Consider the following 25,994-nt stretch of genomic DNA (forward strand, 5'->3'; position numbering starts at 1 on the left):
TCCCCACCCCCCACCCCCCCCCCGCCCCCCCGCGCCGCCCCCCGTCGGACCCCGCCCGCCACCCCCCCCGGGGGCGGGGGTGGGGGGGCGCCCCCCCCCCCCCCCCCGGAACTCGCCGGAATTCGGCGGGGGTTCGGCAGTGGCTGAACCTGACCGGCAGGGCCGGCTCAGCCACCGTCCAGCAGGTAGTCGTGCAGCAGGGAGATGACCCGGGCCCGCTGCGCGGTCAGGTAGAAGTGCCCGCCGGGCAGCACGTGGAACGCGAACTCCTTGCCGGCCAGCGCCTCCCAGCCGCGGGCCCGCTCGACGCTCACCGTGACGTCGGAGTCCCCGGTGAGCACCACGACCCCGCAGTCCACCGGGCGCAGCGCGGTCGGCCGGTAGGAGTCGATCAGCAGGTAGTCGTTGCGCAGGATCGGCAGCACCATCTCCCGGATGTCCGGGTCGTCGAAGATCGACATCTGGGTCCCGCCGTGGCCCGCGACCGTGGCGAGGAGCTCGTCGTCGCCGCGGGGCAGGGCCGGCGCCCGCCCGGCCGGTCCGTCGCCGGAGCCGGCCGGCGCCTGCGGCGGCGGGTAGCCGGAAAGCACCAGCCGGGCCACCGGCAGGCCCTGCGCGTGCAGGGACTGCACGGTCTCGTACGCGAGCAGCGCGCCCATGCTGTGGCCGAAGACGACCGTCTCGACACCGGGGCGGTCGGTCTCCAGCAGCGCCTGCGTCAGCTGGGCGACCAGGGTCGCGGCGTCCTGGACGAAGGGGTCCTCGATCCGCTCCTCCCGCCCCGGGTACTGGACGAGCTGGAGTTCGACGGCCGCCGAGAGGTGGTTGGCCCAGGGCCGGTAGAAGCCCGCGCTGCCGCCGGCGTGCGGCAGGCAGACCAGCCGCCGGGTCGCCTCCGGGCGCGGCCGGGGGATCACCAGCCAGGGTTGGTCGTCGTTCAAACGGTCACTTCCTTCCGTCGGCCCCGCGGGGCCGTGTCCGTACCGGCCCGGCCGGTCATCCGCAGGCCCGGACGATCTCGCGCAGGGCCTCGTGCATGCGCTGGAGCAGGGCGGTGGCCGCCGCCTCGTCGAACCGGCCGCCCGCGTACACGCAGGACAGCTCCATCCGGCCGCCCTCGACCGCGGCGGCGACGTCCAGCTCGTAGGTGCGGGTCTCGCCCGGCTCGTGGTCGCCGCCGCCGTGGTCCAGGTGGCGCAGGATCAGCCGGTCCCCCTCGGGCAGCTGGTTGTCCCACTGGCCGAGGTAGTTGAAGCCGATCCGGGCCTTGGGCGCGGGGACCAGCAGGTCCTCCCGGGCCTCGGTGGCCGCCGCCAGCCGCAGGACGCCGTGGCCGATGCCGCGGCGCGGGACGGCCCGCAGCCGGCGCTTGGCCACCCGGACGGCGGCGGTCGGCGCCAGCTCCGCGGGCACGTCGAGCAGCACCGGGTAGATCGTGGTGAACCAGCCGACGGTGCGGGACAGGTCGACGCCGTCCAGGATCTCCTCGCGGCCGTGCCCCTCCAGGTCGATCACGGTGCCGCCGTCGCCGGCGTGGCCCTGGGCGGCGAGCGCCTGGGCGAGGGCGGTCAGCAGCACCTCGTGGACCTGCGCGCGCAGCACGCCGGGCACCCGGCGCAGCAGCGCCTCCGTCTCGTCCCCGGTCAGGGTGTGCCGCGCGGTGCGGCGGTCGCCGAACAGGCCGGTGTCCAGGGGCTCCCCGGCGGGCTCGGGCAGCGACCGCCAGTGCGCCAGCTCGTCGTCGAAGCCGCCGGTCAGGGCGTGCTCGCGCAGTCGGCGGGACCACTGGCCGAAGGAGGTGGAACGCGCGGCGGGCCTCGCGGGCCGGCCGGCCGCCAGATCGGCGTAGGCGGAGCGCAGGTCGTCGAGCAGGATGCGCCAGGAGACGCCGTCGACCACCAGGTGGTGCGCGGTGAGGAACAGCCGGGCCGGGCGGTCCGGCCCCAGGTCGGCCAGGACGGCGCGCAGCAGCGGCCCGTCGGCCAGCCGCAGGCCGCTCTGGGCCTGCCGGAACGCCTCGGTGGCGCGCTCCTCGGCGTCCGGCGCCCCGGCGAGGTCGAGCCGCTGGAAGTCCCAGCAGCCGTCGGCCTCGGCCGCCACCTCCTGGGACCAGGCGCCCTCGGCGTCGCGGGTGTAGCGGGCGCGCAGCATGTCGTGCTGCCCGACCAGCGCGGCCAGGGCGGCGCGCAGGACCTCGGTGTCGGCGCCCGGGACGAGTTCGAACAGCAGCGACTGGTTGAAGTGGCCCGGGTTGACGGTGTGGTGCTCGAAGAACCACTGCTGCACGGCGGTCAGCGGCACGGGCCCGGTGGCGTACGGGTCCTCCTCGGCCGGCCCGCTCTCCCCCGTCCCGGCGGCCTTGGCGAGCGCGGCGACGGTCTTGTGCTGGAAGAGGTCCCGGGCGGTGAAGTGCAGGCCCTCCTGGCGGGCCCGGGCGACCACCTGGGTGGAGAGGATGGAGTCGCCGCCGAGCAGGAAGAAGTCGTCCTCGGCGCCGACGTCCTCGATGCCCAGCACCGAGCGGAACACCTCGGCCAGCACGGTCTCCACCGGGCCGTTCGGCGGGATGGAGACCCTGGTCAGGGCCTCCCGGGCGTCCGGCAGGGCGTCCCGGTCGACCTTGCCGTTGGTGGTGAGCGGCATCGCGTCCATCGGGATCAGCGCGGCCGGCACCATGAAGGCGGGCAGTTCCTCGGTCAGGGCCTCGCGGACCTCGCGGACCGCCTCGCCCCGCTCGCGGCCGGGCGCGGCGACCAGGTAGCCGACGAGCTGCTTGCCGCGGTCGCTCTCGCGGACCACCACGGCGGCCTGGTCGACCGCGGGGTGGCGCTGCATGGCCGACTCGATCTCGCCGGGCTCGACCCGGAAGCCGCGGATCTTGACCTGGTCGTCGGCCCGGCCGCGGAAGTCGATCCGCCCGTCGGGCAGCCAGGCGCCGAGGTCGCCGGTGCGGTAGAGCCGGGCCCCGGGGTCGTCCGCGAAGGGGTGCGGGACGAACCGCTGCTCGGTCAGCTCCGGGCGGCCCAGGTAGCCCTGGGCGACGCCGCGGCCGCCGAGGTGGATCTCGCCGGTGACGGCGGGCGGCACCGGGTTGCCGTGCGGGTCCAGCAGGTAGACCTCGGTGTTGGGCAGCGGCCGGCCGATCGACAGCCGGCTGCCGGCCTCCTCGTCCTGGACCTCGAACATGGTGGCGCCGACGGTGTTCTCGGTCGGGCCGTAGCCGTTGATGAAGCGGTGCACCCGCGACCACTTGCGGGCCAGGCCGACCGGGCAGCGGTCGCCGACGGCGAGCACCACCGAGCCGGCGGGCAGCGCCTCGGGCTCGACCGCCGCGAGGGCCGCGGGCGGCAGCGCGAGGACGGTGGGCCGGCCTCCCGCCATGGCGCGCAGCTGCTCGCTGCCCAGCGCCTCGGACTCGTTCGCCGGGAGGGCGAGCGCCGCGCCGGAGACCAGGGCGAGGAAGGTCTCCCAGACCGCGCCGTCGAAGCTGGGCGAGGAGAGCTGGGTCACCGTGTTCTCGGGGCCGGTGCCGACGATCAGCCGGGAGGCGTTGACGACGTTGGTCAGGCCGCCGTGGCCCAGCAGCACGCCCTTGGGCGTCCCGGTGGAGCCGGAGGTGTAGACGATGTAGGCGAGCGCGTCCGGCCCCACCCGGTCGCCCTCGGGCACCGGTCCGGTGTGCGCGTCGAGCTGCGGGCGCAGGTCCTCCAGGATCAGCGGCTCGGCGGCGGACTCGCCCGCGTCGGCGGCCAGCGCGCGTTCGGTGAAGACGAACCGGGCGCCGGTCTCGGCCAGCATCAGCTCCCGGCGGGCGGCCGGGAAGCGCGGGTTCAGCGGCAGGAAGGCGGCGCCGGCCTTGAGCACCGCGAGGGTGGCGGCCACCTGGTCGGGGCCGCGCTCGCAGCACACGCCGACGACGTCGCCGGGGCGGGTGCCGCGGGAGCGCAGCAGCTCGGCCAACAGCCCGGCCCGGCGGTCGAGTTCGGCGTAGCTGAGGCGCTCGTCGCCGCGCACCACCGCGAGGCCGTCGGGGCGTTCGGCGGCCCGCTTGGCCACCAGCAGGTGCACCGGGTCCTGTTCGGGGAAGGCCACCGGGTTGCGGGCCCAGTCCACGGTGAGCCGGTTGTGCTGCTTCGGGTCGAGCAGGTCGAGCCGGCCCAGCTCCTGGTCGGGGTCGGCGGCGATCGAGCCGAGCAGGGTGGTCAGGTGGCCGGCGAAGCGGCGCACCGTGGCCTCGTCGTACAGGTCGGTGCTGTACTCCAGGGCGGACCAGAGGCTGCCGTCGGGGCGCTCCTCGAAGGCCACCACGAGGTCGAAGCCGGTGCTCGCCTGCGGCAGGGCGAGCTGCTCCATGGTCAGCCCGGGCAGGTCGAGGGTCGCCTCGGGGGCGTTCTGCAGGACGATGAGCACCTGGGCGAGCGGCATCCGGCTGGGGTCGCGCTCGGGCTGGACGGCGTCCACCACCCGCTCGAACGGGACCTCCGCGTGGTCGAAGCCGGCCAGCACGGTGTCGCGGACCTGGCCCAGGAAGTCCCGGAAGCCCAGGCCCGGCTCGATCCGGGCGCGCAGCACCAGGGTGTTGAGGAACAGGCCGACCAGGTCGGCGAGTTCGGGCTCGTCGCGGCCGGCCACCGGGGTGCCGATCGCGACGTCCTCCTGCCGGGAGAGCCGGGCCAGCAGCAGCTGGGTGGCCGCGGTGAGCGTCATGAACAGCGTCGCCGCGGCGGACTCGGTGAGCTCGCGCAGCCCGGCGACGGTCTCCGCCGGGACGCTGAACTCGTGGAAGGCGCCCGCCCCGGTGGGCACGGCGGGGCGCTGCCGGTCGGTCGGCAGCTCCAGCACGGGGACGCCGTCGAGCTGCTCGCGCCAGTAGTCGAGCTGCTCGTCGAGCCGCCCGCCGGAGGCCCGCTCGCGCTGCCACACCGAGTAGTCCGCATACTGCGGCCCCGTCGCGGGCAGGTCGGGTTCGCGCCCCTGGAGCGCGGCCGCGTAGTACTGGCCCAGCTCGCGGGTGACGATCGACAGCGACCAGCCGTCGTGCGCGATGTGGTGGATGCTCAGGACGAGCACGTGCTCGCGGTCGGAGAGCCGGACGAGGAGGGTCCGCAGCACCGGGCCGGTGCGCAGGTCGAAGGGCCGGCCGGCCTCCTCGCGGACCAGTCGCAGCAGTTCCTCCTCCCGCTCCTCGGGCGTCCCGCCGCCGGCCTCCACGACCGGCAGCGGGATGTCCACGCTCGGGTGCGGGACCTGCACCGGGACGCCGTCCACCTGGTCGTAGGTGGTGCGCAGCGCCTCGTGCCGGTCGACGACGGCGGCCAGCGCGCCGTGCAGCGCGGCGCGGTCGAGGTCGCCGCGCAGCCGCAGCGCGAAGGAGGAGTTGTAGCCGACCGACTCCGGGTCGAACTCGTACAGGAACCACATCCGCTGCTGGGCGAAGGACATCGGCAGCGGGCGGTCGCGGTCGGCGGGGCGCAGCGCGGTGCTCGCGGCGGCCTCGGGGGCGGGTGTCTCGGCGCCCGCCAGGCGGTCCCGCAGCAGGGCCCGCAGGTGCTCGGGCAGGGCCGCTATGCGGTCCTCGCGGGACGTGGACGTCTGGGTTTCACTCATGTCGGTTGCCCCTACTCCGCCGCCGGCGCCGACTGGCGCGCGGCCTCTCGCTCCAGTTCCTCCAGCAGCGCGTCCTCGACGAGTCGCGCGACCCCCGCCACGGTGGGGTTCTCCAGGAGGCTGCGGAAGGCGATCCGGATGCCGAAGGTCTGCTTGATCCTGGTGATCGCCTGCACGCTGGTCAGGGACTGCCCGCCGAGGGCGAAGAAGCTGTCGTGCGCGCCGACCCGCTCCACGTGCAGGGTCTCGGACCAGATCCCGGCGATCAGCTTCTCGGTCTCGTCGCGCGGCTCCACCCACTCCTCGGCGGCCTCGACGGCCGTCTCGGCGGGGTCGGGCAGCGCGGCCCGGTCGATCTTGCCGTGCCGGGTGAGCGGGAAGGACTCCACCTCGGCGAAGGCGGCCGGCACCAGGTGCGCCGGGAGCCGCTCGGCGAGGTAGCCGGCGAGCTCGGCGGCGCCGGGGACGCCGCCCGCGGCCGGCCGCAGGTAGGCGACCAGGCGGGCGTGCTCGGCCTCGCCGCGGACCAGGACGACGGACTCGGCGACCCCCGGGTGGGCGTCCAGGGCCGCGGTGATCTCGCCCGGCTCGATCCGGTAGCCGCGCAGCTTGACCTGGTCGTCGAGCCGGCCGAGGAACTCCAGCCGGCCGTCGGACAGCCGGCGGACCCGGTCGCCGGTGCGGTACAGCCGCTCCTTGGGGTCGAACGGCGCGGCCAGGAAGGCCTGTTCGGTCAGGTCGGGGCGGCCCAGGTAGCCGCGGGCCAGGCCGTCGCCGGCCAGGTACAGCTCGCCGGGCGCGCCGACCGGGGCGAGGTTGCGCTCCGGGTCCAGGACGTAGGCCCGGACGTTCTGGACGGGCAGGCCGAGGACGGGCCGGGGGCTGTCGGCGACCCGGCAGACCAGCGCGTCCACGGTGGCCTCGGTGGGCCCGTAGAAGTTGTAGGCGATCAGGTCGGACTGGGCGCGCAGCCGGTCCCACTGGGCCTGGCCGATCGCCTCGCCGCCGAGCGCCGCGCCGCGCAGCGGGTGGGTGCCGGGGGCGAGCAGTCCGGCGTCGTCGAGCTGGCGGAACCAGGACGGGGTGGTCTGCAGGAAGTCGATCCGCTGCTCGGCGCGGTAGGCGACCAGGGCGTGCGCGTCGCGCCGCACCTCGTCGTCGACCAGGTGCAGTTCGTGGCCGGCGACCATCCACAGCACCGGGTTCCAGGAGGCGTCGAAGGACGCGGGCGCCAGGTGGGCGACCCGGACCTGCCGGTCGCCGCAGGCCTCGCGCAGCGGCTCGAAGACGGTCCGCAGGTGGCTGTCGAGCAGGTTCGCCAGGCTGCCGTGCTCGACCAGCACGCCCTTGGGCTTGCCGGTGGAGCCGGAGGTGTGGATGACGTAGGCGGCGTGCTCCGGGGCGAGGTCCGGGTCGGGGGCGGTGGCGGGCCGGGCTGCGATCGCGTCCCGCTCGCGCTCGGGGACGACCAGGGCGACGTCGGCGGGCAGCGCCAGCGTGGTGCTCGCGGCCTCGTCGGCGATCACCACCCGGGGCTTGACGTCCTCGACCAGCAGCCGCAGGCGCTCGGCCGGGGCGGCCGGGTCCAGCGGGGTGTAGACGCCGCCCGCCTTGAGCACCGCGAGCAGCGCGGTGATCAGGCCGGGGCCGCGCCGCAGGCAGACCGCGACCGGCACCTCGGGGCCGACGCCCCGGTCGGCGAGGTGGTGGGCGAGCCGGTTGGCCCGCTCGTCCAGCTCGGCGAAGGTGATCCGCTCGCCGCCGTGGACCAGGGCGACGGCCTGCGGGGTGGCGGCGGCCTGGCGGGCGAACCGCTCGGGCACCAGGGCGTCGGTGGTGAGCGCGGTGGCGGTCTCGTTGTGGCCGGTGAGCAGCCGCTCCCGGTGGGCGGGGGCCAGCGCGCGCAGCTCGGCGAGGGTGCGCTCGGGCTCGGCCGCGATCTCCTCCAGCAGGGCGCGCAGGTCGCCGGTGACGCGGTCGGCGGTGTCGGCGTCGAAGAGCCCGGGGTCGTAGGCGAGCCGGAAGGAGAGCTGCTCGCCGGCGAAGACCGCGAGCACCATGGCGTAGCTGGTGGGCTCCTGGGAGCGCACGTCACGGATCCGGATGCCCTGGTCGGAGCCCAGCTCGCCGTCGAAGGGGTAGTTCTCGACGACCACGTAGCTGTCGAACAGGTCGACCCCGGCGGGCAGTCCGGTCCAGCCGCGGATCTGCGCCAGTGAGACGTACTCGTAGCTGCGGGCCTGGACCTGGTCGCGCTGGAGGTCGCCCAGCCAGTCGAGGACGGGCTGTTCGGGGCGGACCTCGACCCGCACCGGCAGGTTGTTGATGAACAGGCCGATCATCGACTCGACGTCGGGCAGGTCGGCGGGGCGGCCGGAGACGGCCGAGCCGAAGCAGACCTCCCGCTCCCCCGCGTAGCGCGAGAGGGTCAGCGCCCAGGCGCCCTGGGCGAGCGTGTTGGTGGTGAGCCGGTGGCGCCGGGCGACCTCGGCGAGCCGCTCGGTGACCTCGGGCTCCAGCTGGAAGACGCTGGTCGCCTCGCTGCCCTGGCGGGCCGCCTCCTCGCCGGCCCGGTCGGCCGGCAGGGCGGTCGGGGCGGTGAAGCCGCCGAGCAGCTCGCGCCAGTAGCGCTCGGCGTCGGCCAGGTCCTGCTCGCCGAGCCAGGCGACGTAGTCGCGGAACGGGCGGCGGGCGGCCGGGCCGGGCCGGTCGTGGCCGGTGAGCCGGAGGTAGTCGTCGACCACCTCGGAGACCAGTTCGGCGCTGCTCCAGCCGTCCAGCAGCAGGTGGTGCGAGGTCCAGACGACCCGCAGGGCGCCGTCCGGCTCGTCGATCAGGGCCAGGCGCATCAGCGGCGCCACCGCCAAGTCGATGCCGCGGGTGCGGTCCTCGGCGAGGTAGGCGGCGAACCGCTGCTCGCGCTCGGCCGCCGGCAGGGCGCTCCAGTCCAGCCGCTCGACGGGCACGGTGACGTGCTCGCGGACCACCTGGAGCGGCTGGTCGGTGTCGACCCGGGCGAAGCCGGTGCGCAGCATCGGGGTCCGGTCGGCGAGGCGCTGCCAGGCCTCGGCGAAGGCGTCCGCGTCCACGCCGCCCTCCAGCAGGAAGGACAGCTGGCCGAGGTAGACGCCCTCGCCCTCCTCGGTGAGGCTGTGGAACAGCAGGCCGTGCTGCATCGGCGTGGCCGGGTAGAGGTCGGCGATCCGGCCCAGGGCGGTCAGTTCGTCCAGCAGCGGCTGGTCGACCCGGGCGAGCGGGAAGTCCGAGGGGGTGGCCCCGGAGGCGGCGGCGCCGGCCTCGCGGCAGTGCGCGACGATCCCGCGCAGGGCCTCGACGAGCTGGTCGCCGACCCGCTGGACGGTCTCGGTGGTGTGGGTCGCGGTGGAGTGGAACAGCTCGAAGCCGAGCTTGCCGTCGCGCACGTACGCCACGATGTCGAGCGGGTACTCCAGCAGTTCCCCGGGCGCCTGCTCGGTGCCGTAGCCGAGCCGCACGTCGTGCAGCAGGCCGCCGTCGTGGCCGTCGACGACCCGGCCGAGGTAGTTGAAGCCGACCTGGGCGCGGGGGCCTTCGGCGAGCAGCTCGCCGGGCGCCCCGGCCGGGCTGAGGTGGCGCAGCGCGCCGTAGCCGATGCCGCGCTGCGGGACGGCCCGCAGCTGCTCCTTGACGGAGCGGAGCCGGGCGCCCCAGTCGGCGCCGTCGGCGGTGTCCAGGGCGACCGGGAAGGAGGTGGTGAACCAGCCGGTGGTGCGGCTCAGGTCGACGTCGTCGAAGATCTCCTCGCGGCCGTGGCCCTCCAGGTCCACCAGGACGGCGGAGCGGCCGGTCCAGTCGGCGAGCACCCGGGCGAGCGCGGTCAGCAGGACGTCGTTGACCTGGGTGCGGTAGACCGCGGGGACCTCGCGCAGCAGCGCGTCGGTGCTCTCCGCGTCCAGGCCGACCCGGACGGCGGCGGCGGTGGCGACGGTCGGGGTGCCGGTGAGGTCGGCGGGCAGCGGCTCGCCGCCGGCGCGGCCGGCCGCGAACCAGTGGTCCAGCTCCTCGTCGAAGCCGCCGACCGCGGTGTGCTCGGAGAGCCGGCGGGACCAGTCGAGGAAGGAGGTGCCGCGCGAGCCGAGGTCGACCGGCTGGCCCTCGGCGGCCTGCCGGTAGGCCGTCTCCAGGTCGCCGAGCAGGGTCTGCCAGGAGACCGCGTCGACCACCAGGTGGTGGGCGGTGAGGAAGAGCCGGGCGCCGGCGGTGCCGCCGAGGTCGGCCAGCACGGCCCGCACCAGCGGGCCCTCGGCCAGGTCGAAGCCGGACTGGGCGGCGGTCGCGGCGGCCAGCAGCGCGCCCTCCGGGTCGGCCTCCAGGGTGAGGTCCAGCCGCTCCAGCGGCCAGCCGTCGCCGGGGGCGGCGATCTCCTGCTGCCAGCGGCCGTAGACGGTGCGGAAGCGGGTGCGCAGGGCGTCGTGGTGGGTGAGGAGGGCGTCGAGCGCGGTGCGCAGGTGCGCCTCGTCGGGGAGTTCGCGCAGCTCGGCCAGCACGGACATGGTGCTGTGCTGGGGGGCCTCGGTGTGGTGTTGGAAGAAGGCGCGCTGGATCGGGGTCAGCGGCGCCCTTCCGGTGACGGGTTCGGTGTTCACGCCGGCCGGCTCCTCGGGTTCGTGGGTCGAGATCGCGGCGGCGATCCCGGCGATGGTCTGGTGGCTGAAGATGTCCTGCGAGCTGAGGCGCAGTCCCAACTGCCGCGCCCGGGAGACGACCTGGATGCTCAGGATCGAGTCACCGCCCAGGTCGAAGAAGTTGTCGTCGACGCCGACCTCGGGCACCCGGAAGACCTCCGCCCAGAGCCCGGCGAGCGCCTGCTCGGCGGGGTTGCGGGGGGCCGTCCTGGTGGTGGCCGGGCGGTCGTCGGCGGCCGCGGCCGGCAGCGCCCGCCGGTCCACCTTGCCGTTGGCGTTCAGCGGCAGCCGGTCGAGCCGGACGAAGGCCTGCGGCACCATGTGGCGGGGCAGCGAGCCCTCCAGGTAGCGGCGCAGCTCGGCGCTCTCCGGTGCGGTGCCGGGCCGGGGCACGACGTACCCGGTCAGGACGGCGCCCGGCTCGGAGCGCAGCGCCGCGACGGCCTCCAGGACGTCGGGGTGGCGGCGCAGGACGGCCTCGATCTCGGCGAGTTCCACCCGGAACCCGCGGATCTTGACCTGGTCGTCGCCGCGGCCGAGGAACTCGACGTCGCCGGTGGGCAGGAAGCGGGCCTGGTCGCCGGTGCGGTAGAGCCGGCCGTCGGGGTGGGGCGTGAACGGGTCGGCGGAGAAGCGCTCCTCGGTGAGGTCGGGGCGGCCCAGGTAGCCCCGGGTGACGCCGCTGCCGCCGAGGAAGAGCTCGCCGACGACGCCGACCGGCAGCGGCTCCAGGTCCGCGTCCAGGACGTACATCCGGGTGCCCGGGATGGGCCGGCCGATCGGCACGGACGCGACGTCCGGCAGGCTCTGCGGGGTGACGGTGAAGTACGAGGACTCGACGGTGGCCTCGGTGACACCGTAGGAGTTGAGCACGACGGTGCCGGGGGCGACGCTCTTCAGCAGCCGTCGGCAGTCGTCGGTGCGCCAGTTGTCCGAGCCGACGGCCAGGTAGCGCAGCGGCGGGAAGGCCCGGCCGGTGCGGGCGGCCTCGTCGGCCAGCGCGTTGGCCAGCGAGGGCACCGTCTCGACGTGGGTGACGCGCTGGCGCTCCATCAGGTCGAGCAGGCGCACCGGGTCGGTGGTGGCGTCCTTCGGGCAGAGCACCAGGGCGCCGCCGGTGGTCAGCGCGTGCGTCAGGTCGGAGACGAAGACGTCGAAGGCCATGCTGGCGAGGTTGAGCTGGCGGACGGGGCCGCGGTCGAGCCGGTAGGCCTCGCGCCAGGCCGCGGCGGCCCGGGCGACGCTGCGGTGCTCGACCGTGACGCCCTTGGGCTTGCCGGTGGAGCCGGAGGTGTAGATGACGTAGGCGAGGTTGTCCGGGGTCACCTCGGTGCTGGGCGCCTCGGCGGGCCAGCTGTCGATCTCCTCGCGGTCGGCGTCCAGGCAGAGCACGGTCGCGTCGCACAGCGGGAGCCGCTCGGCGAGGTCCCGCTGGGTGACGAGCATGGCGGCGGCGCTGTCGTCCAGCACCAGGCGCAGCCGCTCGGCGGGGTGGGTGGGGTCCAGCGGCAGGTAGGCGGCGCCGGCCTTGAGGACGCCGAGGGCGGCGACGACGGTGTCCGGGCCGCGGTCCAGGCAGATGGCGACGACGGTCTCCGGGCCGATGCCCTGGCCGACGAGGTGCTGGGCGAGCCGGTTGGCCCGGGCCTCCAGTTCCGCGTAGGTCAGCACGGTCTCCTCGAAGACCACCGCCTCGGCGTCCGGGGTCTGCTGCGCCTGCTCGGCGATCAGCTCGTGCAGGCAGGCGTCGGCGCCCGGGGTGCCGGTGTCGTTCCACTCGTACAGGACGCGGTCGCGGGCGCGCAGCGACAGCATCGGGACGTCGCCGACCCGCTGGCCGGGGGCGGTGGGCATGCTGCCGAGCAGGACGGCGAGCTGGTCGGCGAGCACCTCGGCCTGGGCGCGGTCGTAGAGCGCCGGGTCGTAGGAGAGCAGCAGGGTCAGCGAGCCGTCGTCGTCGTAGGCGGTGAGGTCCAGCGTGAAGCTGGTGGTGTCGACGGCGCGGACGTCGCTGAGGCGCAGTCCGTGGCGTTCGGCGGCGGCCCCGTTGCCCGGGTAGTTCTCGAACACCACCAGGGTCTGGAACAGCGCGCTGCCGCGCGGGACCTTGCTGCTGCGCTGGATCTCGGCGATCGAGGAGTACTCGAAGCGCCGGGATTCGGCCTGCTCGGCCTGGAGGGCCGCCAGCCACTCCACCAGCGGGGCGTCCTGGTCGACCTCGGTGCGCAGCGGCAGGGTGTTGAGCAGGTTGCCGACCATGGTGTCGGCGCCGGGCAGCTCGGTCGGGCGGCCGGCCACGGTGGTGCCGAAGCAGACGTCGCGCTGCCCGGAGTGGCGGGCCAGCAGGATCGCCCAGGCGCCCTGGACGGCGGTGTTGAGGGTGAGCCGGTGGCGGCGGACCATCGCGACCAGCGCGTCGGTCTCGGCGCCGGACAGGCCCACCCGGACCTGCCCGGCGGACTGGGACTCGTGGCCCTGGGGCACCGAGCGGCCGAAGGGCAGCTGGGTCGGCGCGTCCAGGTCGCCCAGCAGGGCGCTCCAGTGGGCGGCGGCCGCGGCCTTGTCCTGCCGGGCCAGCCAGGCGACGTAGTCGCGGAACGGCCGGCGCTCGGGCAGGGCCGGGGCCTTGCCCCTGCCGTCGGTGAGCGCCTGGTAGGCGGCGAAGAGGTCGGCGAACAGGTGCGAGGTGCTCCAGCCGTCCAGGACGGCGTGGTGGAAGGTCCACACGACGCGGACGGTCCGCTCGTCCTCGCGGGCGAGGGCGAGGCGCATCAGCGGCGCCCGGGACAGCTCGATCCCGGTGGCGCGCTCCTCGTCGATCAGCGCCTTGAGCCGGCGGTCCAGTTCGGCGGCGGGCAGGCCGGTCCAGTCGAGGTGGCGCACCGTCAGCCGGGCGGAGCGCTCGACCACCTGGACGGGCTCGGGGACGCCGTCCCAGACCAGCCGGGTGCGCAGCGCGGGGGTGCGGTCGACCACCTGCTGCCAGGCGGCGGCCAGCGCGTCGACGTCGCGGACGCCCTCCAGCCGGAAGGCGACGTGGTCGGAGTAGGCGCCGACGCCGTCCTGGTTGAGGGTGTGGAAGAGCATCCCGCTCTGCATCGGGGTCAGCGGGTGGATGTCCTCGACGGCGGAGCCGGCCGGCACCAGCCGGTCGACGGTCGCCTGGTCGAGGGTGAGCAGCGGGAAGTCGCCGGGGGTGGCGCCGCCGGCGCCGGGGGTCAGGCAGTGCTCGACGAGTTCGGTCAGGGCCGCCGCGAAGTCGTCGGCGAGCCGCTGCACGGTGGCCTGGTCGTGGCGCTGCGGCGCGTAGTGGAAGTCGAAGGTCAGCACGCCGTGCCGGACCTCGCCGACGATGTCCAGCAGGTGCGGCCGCTCCTCGTCCGGGTGGTGGTCCAGGCCGTAGTCGGGTTCGACGGCGCGGAACAGCTCGCTCCCGGCCGCGGCGTCGCTCCACTGGCCGAGGTAGTTGAAGCTGACCTGGGGCTGCGGCGCCGCGGCCAGGGCGGCGGCCTGCGGCTGGTCGCCGCGCAGGTAGCGCAGCGGGCCGTAGCCGGCGCCGCGGCCGGGCACGGCGCGCAGCAGTTCCTTGGTGTCGCGGATGAGCCGGCCGAGCGGGCGGTCGGCCGGGGACTCCAGCAGCACCGGGAAGATCGAGGTGAACCAGCCGACCGTCCGGGAGACGTCGGTGCCGTCGAGGATCTCCTCGCGGCCGTGGCCCTCCAGGGTGATCAGGGTGCGGGCCCGGCCGGTGAAGCGGGCGAGTGCGCGGCCGAGCGCGGTCAGCAGGACGTCGTTGACCTGGGTGCGGTAGACGGCGGGCACGTCCTGGAGCAGTTGCCGGGTGCGCTCGGCGTCGAGGCCGGCCGAGACGGCGCGGGTGTCGCCGACGCTGTTGCGGCCCTCCCGGTCGGTGGGCAGGTCGGCGGAGCCGGCCGGCACCGGGCGGGCCCAGTGCGCCAGTTCGTCGTCCAGGCCGCCGTCCCGGGTGAAGGCGGCGAGGCGGCGCGCCCAGCCGCGGTACGAGGTGCCAGCCGGGCCGAGGTCGACGTCCTCGCCGCGGACGGCCTGCCGGTAGGCGCTCTCCAGGTCCTCCAGGAGGATCCGCCAGGAGACGCCGTCCACGGCCAGGTGGTGCACGGTGAGCAGCAGCCGCGCGGGCTCGCCGGCGCCGTGGTCGAACAGCAGGGTGCGCACCAGCGGCCCTGCGGCCGGGTCGAGCGAGGCCTGCGCGGCCTCGGCGAGGGTGCGCATGGCGGCGGCGCGCTCGCCGGGGGCGGCCTGGTCGAGGGTGATCCGCTCGATCCGGGCCTCGGCCGGCACGGCGTCGGCGTCCGGCGCGGTGACGGTCTGGACCCGCCGGCCGTCGGGGCCGGTGGCGAAGCGGGTGCGCAGGGCCTCGTGCCGGCGGACCAGGCCGGCCAGGGCGCGGGCCAGCGCGGGTTCGTCGACCGCGCCGTCCAGGGTGATCAGCACGGACTGGTTGAAGTGGTGGGCGCCGCGGGTGTGGTGGGCGAAGAACCACTCCTGGACGGGGCCGAGCGGGGCCGGCTCGTGGTCGTCGGCGTCGACCTGGACGACCGGGGCCTGCTCCACCGGGCGGGCGGCGCGGGCGAGGTCGGCGAGCGACTGCCGGGAGAAGATGTCCTTCGAGGTGATGACGAGGCCGACCCGGCGGGCCCGGGCGACCACCTGGATGCTCAGGATGGAGTCGCCGCCGAGTTCGAAGAAGTTGTCGTCGGCGCCGACCTTGCCGATGCCGAGCACCTCCGACCAGACCTCGGCGAGCGCCTGCTCGGCCGGGTCCTCGGGGGCCCGGTAGTCCTCCCGCTCCAGGGGGGCGTCCGGCGCCGGCAGGGCCCGGACGTCGACCTTGCCGTTGGGCGTGAGCGGGAAGGCGTCGAGGGTGGCGAAGGCCGTCGGGACGCTGTAGGAGGGCAGCCGCTGCTCGGCGAAGGCGCGCAGGTCCAGCGGCGCGATGACGGCGCCGGGCTCGGCGCGCAGGTAGCCGACCAGCCGCTTGTGGTCGCCGTCCGCGAGGGCGACCACCAGGGCCTCGGCCACCGCGGGGTGGGCCTCCAGGACGGCTTCGACCTCGCCGGGCTCGATCCGGTAGCCGCGGACCTTGACCTGGGTGTCGGCGCGGCCGAGGTACTCGACCAGGCCGTCGGCCCAGCGCACCACGTCCCCGGTGCGGTACATCCGCTCGCCGGGCTCCGCCGCGAACGGCGAGGGCTGGAAGCGCTCCTCGGTCAGCTCCGGGCGGCCCAGGTAGCCGCGGGCGACGCCGGGGCCGGCGATCCAGAGCTCGCCGGGCGCGCCGGGCGGGACGGGGCGGCGGCGCTCGTCGAGGACGTACACCGCCGTGTTGGAGATCGGGCGGCCGATCGGGATGGCGCGCACGCCGTCGGTCTCGCGGATCAGGTGGGAGACGGCGAAGGTGGTGGTCTCGGTCGGGCCGTAGCCGTTGACCAGCCGCTGCGGCGGGGCGCCGCCGGCCAGCAGTTCGGCGATCCGGCGCGGGTTGAGCGCCTCGCCGCCGACCAGCAGGTGGCGCATGCCGCCGAAGGCGGTGGGCTCTAGGCCGACGACCTGGTTGAAGACGCCGGCGGTGAGGAACATCGCGGTGGCGCCGGTCGAGCGCAGTGCGGCGGCGAAGGCCGGCGGGTCGAGCAGGACGTCCTTGGTGATGACGGCGATCCGCGCCCCGGCCACCAGCGGGCCCCAGAACTCGAAGGTCGCCGCGTCGAAGGTGGCGTCGGCGACCTGCGCCACCACGTCGTCGGCCGCCAGCGGGGCGTAGTCGGCGCCGCGGACCAGCCGGACGATGGAGCGGTGCTCGACCACGACGCCCTTGGGCCGGCCGGTGGAGCCGGAGGTGTAGATGACGTAGGCGGCGCTCTCGGGCCCCGCGTCGGTGGCCGGCGGCCCGGCCGGGAGGGCGGCCAGCTCGGCGGTGCGCTCGGCAGGCAGCAGGGCCGGGACGGCCAGGTCGGGCAGCCGTTCGAGCAGCTCCCGGTCGGTGACGCAGAGCGCGGCCCCGGTGTCCGCGAGCATGAACTCCAGCCGGTCGGCCGGGTAGTCCGGGTCCAGCGGCACGTAGGTGCAGCCGGCCTTGAGCACGGCCAGCAGGGCGACGACCAGGCCGGTGCCGCGAGGCAGGCAGACCGCGACGTGCTGGCCGGGGCGGGCGCCGTGGTCGAGCAGCAGCCGGGCCAACCGGTCGGCCTGCTCGTCGAGTTGACGATAGGTCAGCTCACCTTCGGCGGCGGTGACGGCGATGGCGTCGGGGGTGGCCGCGGCCTGCTCGGCGACCAGCGAGTGGACGGTCCGGTCGGCCGGGTAGGGCACCCGGTTCTCGGCCCAGTCGCGGGTGACGGTGTCGAGTTCGGCGGCGGTGAGCAGCGGCAGGTCGCCGACCGGGCGGTCGGCGTCGGCGGCGACGCCCGCCAGCAGGAGCAGCAGCCGGGTGCAGAGCGCGTCGACGGTCGAGGCGTCGAACAGGTCGGTGTTGTACTCGACCGTCCCGCCCAGCGTGCCGTCGGCGGCCGGGGTGAACTCCAGCGTCAGGTCGAAGATGGAGGACACCGAGGGCGCGCGGAACTCCTCGACGGCCGGGCCGCCGAAGTCGGGCAGGGCGCCGGGGTCGTTCTGGAGCACGAGGGCGGCCTGCACCAGCGGGGTGCGGCTCGGGTCGCGCTCGGGCTGGATCTCGTCCACCAGCCGGTGGAAGGGGACGTCCTGGTTGCTGAGGGCGTCCCAGAGCTGGTCGGTGGTGCGCTCCAGCAGGTCGCCGAAGGCCTCGTCCAGGTCGATCCGGCCGTGCAGGACCAGGGTGTTGACGAAGAAGCCGACCAGCGGCTCCAGTTCGGTGCGGTCGCGGCCGACCGACACGGTGCCCAGGCCCACGGTGCGCTGGCCGGTGTGCCGGGCCAGCAGCACCTGGGTGGCGGCGGCGAGCACGGCGAAGAGCGTGGTGCCGCGTTCGGCGCCGAGCGTGTCGAGGCCGGTGGCGACCTCGGCGTCGACCTGGAAGGTGTGCAGGGCGCCGACGGTGGTGCGCACCGCCGGGCGGGGCCGGTCGGTGGGCAGCTCCAGCGGCTGGATGTCCGCCAACTCGTCGCGCCAGTAGTCCAGTTGCCCGGCCAGGCGGTCTTCGGTGCAGCGCTCGCGCTGCCAGCGGGAGTAGTCGCGGTAGCTGACCGGCAGCGGGGCGAGGGTGTGCGGGCGGCCCTCGACGGCGGCCCGGTAGAGCTCGCCGAGCTCGCCGGTCAGCAGGCCCTTGGACCAGCCGTCGGCGGCGATGTGGTGCAGGTTGAGGAAGAGCGCGTGGTCGTCCGGGCCGTGCCGCACGACCGTGGAGCGCAGCAGCGGGCCGCTGGCGAGGTCGAAGGGGGTGGCGAGTTCGCGGCGCAGCAGCGCGGCGAACTCGGCCTCCCGCTCGTCGGCGCCCAGCGCGCTCAGGTCCACCGGCTCGGTGTCCGGGGCGTAGGCGGGCCGGACCTCCTGGCGGGCCACGCCGTCCTCGGTGGTGAAGACGGTGCGCAGCGGCTCGTGCCGCTCGACCAGGCCGGTCAGCGCGGTGCGCAGCGCGGCCAGGTCGAGGCGGCCGCGCAGCCGGAGGCCGAAGGAGGTGGTGTACTCGACCGCGTCGGTCTCGAACTCCTGGAGGAACCAGAGCCGTTCCTGGCCGAAGGAGAGCGGGGCCGGGCCGTCGCCGCCGGGCCGGATCGCGTCGCGGTCGCCGCCGCCGGCGCCGGCGGCTGCCAGTCGCTGCCGCAGGATCTCGTCGGCGTACTGGCCCTCGCTGTGTCGCTGGTCTGTCATCGGTTGCTCCCCCGCGCGCCACCGCGCGTCGTCGTCCGGTCCGCCGGTGTCCGGCGCACGTCTTCGAGTACTTGCTTGCGGACCTGGTCCGCGAGGGCCGCCACGGTGCGGGCGGCGAACACGTGCCGGGCCGAGACCCCGACGCCGAACACCTCCCGGATCCGGGCGGTGACCTGGAGGGTGAGCACCGAGTTGGCGCCGTGGTCGAAGACGTTGTCCTCGGCCCCCACGACGGGCACGCCCAGCACCTCGGCCCAGATCCCGGCCAGCGCCGCCTCGGTCTCGTCCCGGGGCGCGGTGGGCTCGGCGGCCGGCCGCTGCTCCTCCGGCTCCGGCAGGGCCCGCCGGTCGATCTTGCCGCTCGTGGTCATCGGGAACGCGTCCAGGACGATGACGACCGGCGGGACCATGTAGCCGGGCAGCCGCTCGGCGAGCCGGTCCCGGATCTTCTCCGGGTCGGCGGCGCCGTCCGCGGGCACCACGTAGCCGGTCAGCACGGTCTGCCCGGACGGCTTGGTCCGGGCGACCACCGCGGTCTGCTCGACGCTCTCGTCGTCGAGCAGCGCGGTCTCGATCTCGCCCAGCTCGATCCGGTAGCCGCGCACCTTGACCTGGTTGTCGATCCGCCCGAGGAATTCGAGCGTGCCGTCGGGCAGCCAGCGGACCAGGTCGCCGGTGCGGTAGAGCCTCGCGCCGGCGGTCGCGGCGAGGTGGTCCGGGACGAACCGCTCCTCGGTGAGCTCCGGGCGGCCCAGGTAGCCGCGGGCCACCCCGGCGCCGCCGACGTACAGTTCGCCGGGCACGCCCACCGGGACGGGCTCGCGGTGCTCGTCGAGCACGTAGCCGGTGGTGTTGGCGATGGGCCGGCCGATCGAGGGCAGCCGCCCGACCGGGGCGTCCTCCTCCGCCTCCAGCACCGTGCCGGTGGTGAGCACGGTGGTCTCGGTCGGGCCGTACAGGTTGGACAGCGCCATCGCCGAGCCGCGCGGCAGCCGGCGGCGCACCACGTCGGCGCCGGTGAGGATGTGGCGTACCCGGCCCTGGTGGAGCGCGGGCTGGTCGAGCAGGCCCTCCAGGCGCGGGGCCGGGATGAGGATGAGGGTGATCCCCTGCTCGACGATCCAGCCGGCGAGCAGGTGCGGGTCCTCCAGGACGCGGTCGGAGGCGAACCGGATCTCCACGCCGCAGGCGAGGGCGCCCCACTGCTCCAGCACCGTCGGGTCGAAGCCGGGCGGCACCATCTGGGTGGCCCGGTCGCCGGGCCCGGCGTCGAAGAAGTCCCGGTACCAGTCGCACAGGTTGACCACGCCGCGGTGCTCGATCAGCACGCCCTTGGCCTTGCCGGTGGAGCCCGAGGTGTAGATCACGTACGCGAGGTCGGACGGGCCGACGGCGACCTCGGGCGGCCCGTCGTGCGTGCCGGGCCCGGTGTCCTCGACGTACAGCACCTCGACGCCTTCCGGCGCCTCGGGCCCGGGCAGGTCGCGCTGGGTGAGGAGCACCGGCACCCCGGCGTCCTGGAGCACGTAGACCGTCCGGTCGTCGGGCAGTTCGGGGTCGAGCGGCAGGTAGGCGGCGCCGGCCTTGAGCACGGCGAGCTGGGCGATCGTCATCTCGGCGGCGCGCCGGGTCCGGACGCCGACGACGGTGCCCGGGCCGACGCCGCGGTCGGCCAGCCGGTGGGCCAGCGCGTCCGTCAGCGCGTCGAGTTCGGCGAAGGTCAGGCTGCGGTCTTCGGTGGTGACGGCTGCGGCGTCCGGGGTGCGCCGGGCCTGGTCGGCGACCAGGCCGTGGATGGTCGCCGTGTGGAACCGGGCGCCGGTCGCGGTGGCGTTCCAGCCGGTGGTGACCAGCCGGCGTTCCTGCTCGTCCATCAGCGGCAGCTCGTCGACGAGCCGGTCCGGGTCGGCCGCCGCCATGCCCTCCAGCAGCACGGTGAGGTGGCGGGCGGTCCGGGCGACGGTCTCCGGGTCGAAGAGCGCCGTGCTGTACTCGACCAGGCCGCCGAGCCGCCCGTCGCGCTCCTCGAACTCGAAGCCGATGTCGAACAGCGCGTGCATCCGCGGCAGGGCGCTCTCCTCGACCCGCAGGCCGTCGGGGCCGGGCAGCGCGTCCTGGGCCCGCTTGAGCATCAGCGCGGCCTGGATCAGCGGGGTGCGGCTGGGGTCGCGGTCCGGCTTGAGCTCGTCGATCAGCCGGTCGTACGGCAGGTGCTGGTGGGTGAAGGCCTCCAGCACGCCCTGCCGGACGTCGGCCAGGAAGGCGCCGACGGTCGTGTCGGGGGTGGTCCGGGCGCGCAGCACCAGCGTGTTGACGAAGAAGCCGAGCACGTCCTCCAGTTCGCTGTGCTCGCGGCCGGAGACGATGGTGCCGACGGCGACGTCGCGCTGGCGCGCGTACCGGGACAGCAGGAGCTGGACGCCCGCCGTGAGGACGGTGAACAGGGTGACGCCCTCCCGGCGGCAGAGCCGGGTGAGGGCGGCCACCAGCTCGGGGCTCAGCTCGAAGGGGTGGCCGGCGCCCCGGGTGGCGCGGGTGGCGGGCCGGGGCCGGTCGGTCGGCAGCTCCAGCGGCACCACGCCGTCCAGCCGGCGCTTCCAGTAGGCGAGGTCGGCGGCCTCCCGGGCGCCCCGCTCGCCGTGCTGGTGCACGGCGAAGTCGGCGTACTGCAGGGGTAGTTCGCTCAGCGCGGCGGGCCGGCCGGTGGCCTCCTGGCCGAGCAGGGCGACGAGCTCGCGGGCCATCACCTCCTTGGACCAGCCGTCGGTGACGACGTGGTGCATGTCGAGGACGAGCAGGTGCTCGGCGTCGGCCAGCCGGATCAGCCAGGGGCGCAGCAGCGGGCCGCCGCGCAGGTCGAAGGAGCGGCTCAGCTCGGTGCGCAGCAGCTGGTCGAGGTCGTCGACGCGCCCCTCGGCCGCGAGGTCGGTGAAGCGCACCGGCCGGTGGCCGGGGGCGTGGACGACCTGCACGCCCTGGCCGCCCTCGGTGGCGAAGGTGGTGCGCAGCGCCTCGTGCCGGGCCACCAGGGCGTCGACGGCGCGCCCGAGGGCGTCCCGGTCGAGCGGCCCGGTCAGCCGCAGGCCGAGCGGCGAGTTGTACTCGGTGCCCTGGGACTCGTAGTCGTACAGGAACCAGAGCCGCTGCTGGCCGTAGGAGAGCGGCAGCGGCCGGTCGCGGCCGACCGGCACCAGTCCGGCCCGGCGGGCGGGCTCGCTGCCCAGCCGGCCGGCCAGCCCGGCGACGGTGGGCGACTCGAACAGGGTGCGGATCGGCACCTCGACGTCCAGCACCGAGCGGATGCGCCCGATCAGCCGGGTGGCGAGCAGGGAGTGGCCGCCGAGGTCGAAGAAGCTGTCCTCGACGCCGATCGAGGCGACGCCGAGCACCTCGCAGAACAGGTCGCAGAGCTGCTCCTCGCGGGCGCTGCGCGGCCCGTGCCCGCTGCCGGCGGCGGCGGTGCCCGGGTCCGGGAGCGCGGCCCGGTCGGTCTTGCCGTTGGGGGTCAGCGGGATCTCGGGGATCGGCACCACCACGGCCGGGACCATGTAGCCGGGCAGCGTGGCGGCGGCGTGCGCGCGCAGTTCGGCCGGGTCGGCGCCGCCCTCGCCGGCCGGCACCACGTAGGAGACCAGCCGGGTGTCGCCGGCCCCGTACTCGCGGGCGACGGTGACGGCGCGGGCCACCGCGGGGTGCCGCTCCAGGACGGCGTCGATCTCGCCGGGCTCGATCCGGAAGCCGCGGACCTTCAGCTGGAAGTCGGCGCGGCCGACGTACTCCAGGTTGCCGTCGGCGGCCCAGCGGACGATGTCGCCGGTGCGGTACATGCGCTCGCCCTCGGCGCCGTACGGGTCGGGCAGGAAGCGGTCCCGGGTGAGGTCCTCGCGGTGCAGGTAGCCGGTGCCGACGCCGTCCCCGGCGATGTACAGCTCGCCGGCGGCGCCGATCGGCACCAGGCGCAGCGCCTCGTCGAGGACCCGGACCCGGGTGTTGCCGATCGGCCGGCCGATGGTCGGCGCGCCGGGGCGGTCGTCCAGGCGGGCGGCGGTGGACCAGATGGTGGTCTCGGTGGGCCCGTACAGGTTGGTGACCTCGCTGCCGAGCGCGCGCATCCGCTCGGCGAGGGCGGCTGGCAAGGCCTCCCCGCCGACCAGCATCCGCAGGCCGCGCAGCGCCTGCGGGACTTCGTCGCACAGGGCCTGCCAGAGGCTGGGGGTGGCCTGCATGATCGTGGTGCCGGTGCGGCCGACCAGGGCGCCCAGCCCGGCGGGGTCGGTGACGGTCGCGCGGTCGGCGAGGACCACGGTGGCGCCGCCGACCAGCGGCAGGTAGAGCTCCAGGGCGGCGATGTCGAAGGCGATCGTGGTGACGGAGGTCCAGACGTCCTCGGCGGCGAGCGGGAAGAGGTCGGCCATCGAGACCAGGAAGTTGGTCAGCGCGTGGCGGCTGATGACGACGCCCTTGGGGCGGCCGGTGGAGCCGGAGGTGTAGATGACGTAGGCCGGGTCGGCGGCGGTCCCGGCGGGGCCCTGCGGCCCGGCGGGCTCCGTCGCCAGCCTGGCGCGCACCTCCTCGTCGTCCAGCAGCAGCCGGTGGGCGGCGGTGGCGGGCAGCCGCCCGGCCGTCGCGCTGTCGGTGACCAGCGCCGAGGGGGCGGCGTGGTCGAGGATGTAGCCGATCCGGTCGGCCGGGTAGTCGGGGTCGAGCGGCACGTAGGCGGCGCCGGTGCGGGCCACCGCGAGCAGGGCGACGACGAGGTCGGCGGAGCGCGGCAGCGCCAGGGCGACGAGCCGGCCCGGGGCGGCGCCGTGGCGGCGCAGCTCGCCGGCCAGCCGCTCGGCCCGGTCGTCGAGTTCGGCGTAGCTGAGCACGGTGTCGCCGGCGATCAGGGCGGTCCGCGCGGGCTGGGCGGCGGCCCGGGCCCGGAACAGTGCGGAGACGTCGGCGTCGGGCACCGGCCGGTCGGTGGCGTTCCACTCGGTCAGCAGGGCGTGCCGCTCGGCCGGGTCCAGCACCTCGTAGCCGTCCGGGTCGGCGTCCGGCGCGGCGACGGCGGCGGCCAGCAGGCGCGGCAGCGCGTCGGTGAGCCGCCGGACGGTCGCCGGGTCGAACAGCTCGGTGCTGAAGGTCGCGGCCAGCCGCAGCCCGGAGCCGTCGGGCGCGCTGCGAAAGCGCAGCTGGAGGTCGAACGGGGAGTGCTGGCGGGGAAGTTGGGCCACCTGGGCGTCGAGCGCGCCGAAGCGGAGGCGGGCGGGCAGGTCCTCGGCGAGGTCGAAGGCCACCTGGGCCAGCGGGTGGCGGTTGAGCGCGCGCTCGGGCCGCAGCTCGCCGACCACGGTCTCGAACGGGACGCCGCCGTGGCGCCGGGCCGTGTCGGCGACCGCCGCGCAGTCGCCGACCAGCTCGCGGAAGGAGGCGCCGGGGCGGCGGACGACCCGCAGCACCACCGGGTTGGCCAGCGGGCCGACCACGGCGGCGCGCCGGGCGTCGTCGCGGCCGGGCAGGCTGCCGACCAGCGGGACGTCGGCGCCGGCGCCGAAGCGGCCCAGCAGCGCCACGACGGCGGCGTGCAGCACCGCCTCGACGCCGGCGCCGCAGTCGGCGGCCAGGTCGGCGAGGGCCGCCGCCAGCGGGCCGTCCAGCTCGCTGCGGTACTCGTCGGCGGCGTAGCGGGTGACGGCCGGGCGCGGCCGGTCGACGGGCAGGTCGAGCTGCGCCGGCGCGCCGTCCAAGGCCGCGCGCCAGTGGGCGAGTTCGGCCGCGGCGTGCTCGGTGGGCCGCTCGGGGGCGCCGTTCAGCTCCCGGTCGGCGGCGGCCGCCGCGGCGTACTGCGGGGCGGGCTCGGACGCGCCGGGGGCGGCCGGGGCGGTGGCCGCCGCGTACACCCGGGCCAGGTCGTCGACGATCACGGCGAGCGAGCGCTCGTCGGCCGCGATCTCGTGCACCGTCAGGACCAGTACGTGGGCGTCCGGACCGGTGGCCAGCAGCCGGGCCCGCAGCGGGGGCTCCCGGGTGAGGTCCAGGCCCTGGCCGGCCGCCCGGGTCAGCGCCTCGTCGAGTTCGTCGGGGGCGACCGGCTCGGGCCGCAGCCCGGCGAACGCCCCGCCGTCGGGGGCGGGTTCGGGGCGGCAGCGACCCTCGGCCTCGCGGTGCACGGTGCCCAGCAGCGGGTGCCGCCGGACCAGGGCGTCCAGCGCGGCGCGCAGCTGCTCCGGACCCAGGCCGCCGGCCAGCCGCAGCGCCACCGTGTGGGTGTGGCCGGCGGCGCCCTCCTGGAAGCGGTTCAGGAACCACAGGCGCTGCTGCGCCGGCGACAGGACACTGTCGTTGGTGATCGTCACGTTCGCTCTCCAGCCTGTTCAGGCGACGCGTCGCAGGACGCGGCCGCCGAACTGCATGTGGTCCGCGCGCCCGGTCTCCGGGTCGAGCAGGAAGCGGCCGAGGTGTTCCACCTCGGGCAGCCGCGGGTGCCGGGCGGCGAAGAAGCGCTCGCCTCGGCCGGTCAGGTCGTACTCCATCCCGTCGTCGTCGACCAGGACGGTGGCGCCGGGGTGTGCGCCGTCCGCCGTGTCGGCGCCGGGGCGGATCCGGTACACGGTCTCGCCGTTGGCCCACTGCCCGACGCGGTCCGACAGGTCCTGCGCGGCGCCGGCGGCGGGGCCCGGCGCGTAGCCGGCGACGTCCACGCCCTCGGCCCGGAGCTGGGCCAGCAGGTCCTGCCAGGCGCCGAGGCCGGCCGCGGAGTCGGCCTGGAGGGCGATCACGGTGCCGCGTTCCGGCTGGATCCGCAGGTGGCAGGTGGCGCCCGCGCCCACGCCGTCGAGGCCGAGCCAGCGGTCGGCGCCGTTGCCGTACCGGGCCCAGCCGTGGCCCCAACCGTCGGCCAGGCCGAACGGCAGGGTGTCGAAGGGCGGTTCGGCCAGCTCCCGGACGGCCTCCTGGTCGAGCAGGGCGGCGTGCGAGGCGTCGCGGTCGTCCAGGTGGAGCCGGGCGAACGCGACCAGGTCGGTGACGGTACCGGCGATCGCGGCGGCGGGGGCGAGGTCGCGGGGGATCTCGTCGGCCGCCAGGAAGGCCGGCTCGATGTCCAGCGGCCGGAGCAGGAAGTCCGTCACGGCGTTGCGCCAACTCACCCCGGCGGCGGCCTCGATGACCTTTCCGGCCAGCGCGAACCCGGCGTTGGAGTACGAGAACGCGGTGCCGGGGGCGAACAGCGGGCCGGCCGCGACGGCGGCCCGCAGCCCGCCGTCGCCGGGGCCGTCGCAGACCATTCCGGAGGAGTGGCTGAGCAGGTGGCGGGTCGTCAGTCTCAGCTCGGCGAAGGGTGGTTCGTTCAGGTACTCGCCGACCGGCAGGTCCAGGTCGAGGTCGCCGTCGAAGGCCAGCTGCATGGCCAGCGTCGCGGTGAAGAGCTTGGTGAGCGAGGCGAACGGCGCGGCGGGCGCCGGCCCGGGCTCCGCACCCGCCTCGGCGACGTGGAGTTCGCCGGCGTCGTAGAACGCGCACCGGAGGGAGCGCACACCGTGTTCGCGCGCGAGCCGTCCGGCCTTTTCACGCCATGACTGTGAATTCACTAAAACCCACCCACCGCATTCACCGGAATCCGAAAAAGGCGCAGCACAACAGCCCCGTTCGGCCGTGTTCCGTCCACGGCTCGTCGGTACGGGGATTACGCAAAAGGGGAATTCGCTCTGGTGAATGCAGGCTAACACCGGGCGGCGGGGCCGGTCAGGGTCGTTAAGCGGCAGCCGAATGACCCTGGTTGCCGCACTGCGAAACGCCGTTCGACCTGCCCGGAAACCCGAAAACGGCCGGGGGGGGGGGGGGGGGGGGCGCCCCCCCCCGCGGGGGGGGGGGGGCTGTGGTGGGGGGGGGTCAGCCCCGCTCCACGATGGAGCC

Annotated in this window: 5 protein-coding genes; all 5 read right to left on the minus strand. The window is 75.6% G+C overall.

Going from position 1 to position 25,994, the window contains the following annotated elements; all coding sequences use genetic code 11:
- Positions 1-167 precede the first annotated feature (167 nt).
- Genes ACFV6D_RS20330 through ACFV6D_RS20350 form a run of 5 tightly spaced genes read right to left on the minus strand, consistent with a single transcriptional unit; the run spans position 168 to position 25,807 of the window.
- On the minus strand, positions 168-941 hold the full coding sequence (locus ACFV6D_RS20330) for an alpha/beta fold hydrolase (RefSeq protein WP_363375474.1): 774 nt from the start codon (positions 939-941) through the stop codon (positions 168-170).
- A gap of 55 nt (positions 942-996) precedes the next feature.
- Positions 997-5,607, minus strand: coding sequence for an amino acid adenylation domain-containing protein (locus ACFV6D_RS20335; protein ID WP_380560648.1), 4,611 nt, complete (start codon positions 5,605-5,607; stop codon positions 997-999).
- Positions 5,608-5,618: 11 nt separating this feature from the next.
- Positions 5,619-18,095 carry an amino acid adenylation domain-containing protein gene (locus ACFV6D_RS20340; protein ID WP_380560649.1) on the minus strand — a complete coding sequence of 4,159 codons (12,477 nt, stop codon included), beginning with the start codon at positions 18,093-18,095 and terminating at the stop codon, positions 5,619-5,621.
- Positions 18,092-24,436 carry an amino acid adenylation domain-containing protein gene (locus ACFV6D_RS20345; RefSeq protein ID WP_380560650.1) on the minus strand — a complete coding sequence of 2,115 codons (6,345 nt, stop codon included), beginning with the start codon at positions 24,434-24,436 and terminating at the stop codon, positions 18,092-18,094. Before ACFV6D_RS20345 ends, ACFV6D_RS20340 begins: the two co-directional genes overlap by 4 nt.
- 18 nt (positions 24,437-24,454) lie before the next feature.
- On the minus strand, positions 24,455-25,807 hold the full coding sequence (locus ACFV6D_RS20350) for a serine hydrolase domain-containing protein (RefSeq protein WP_380428489.1): 1,353 nt from the start codon (positions 25,805-25,807) through the stop codon (positions 24,455-24,457).
- Positions 25,808-25,994: the final 187 nt, after the last annotated feature.

Origin of the sequence: Kitasatospora sp. NPDC059812 (assembly GCF_042732075.1) — a bacterium.
Lineage (GTDB): Bacteria > Actinomycetota > Actinomycetes > Streptomycetales > Streptomycetaceae > Kitasatospora.

Excerpts from the sequence above, each read along its gene's own strand:
- ACFV6D_RS20335 (WP_380560648.1), bottom strand. The coding sequence starts at position 5,607 with ATGAGTGAAACCCAGACGTCCACGTCCCGCGAGGACCGCATAGCGGCC.
- ACFV6D_RS20340 (WP_380560649.1), bottom strand. The coding sequence starts at position 18,095 with ATGACAGACCAGCGACACAGCGAGGGCCAGTACGCCGACGAGATCCTG.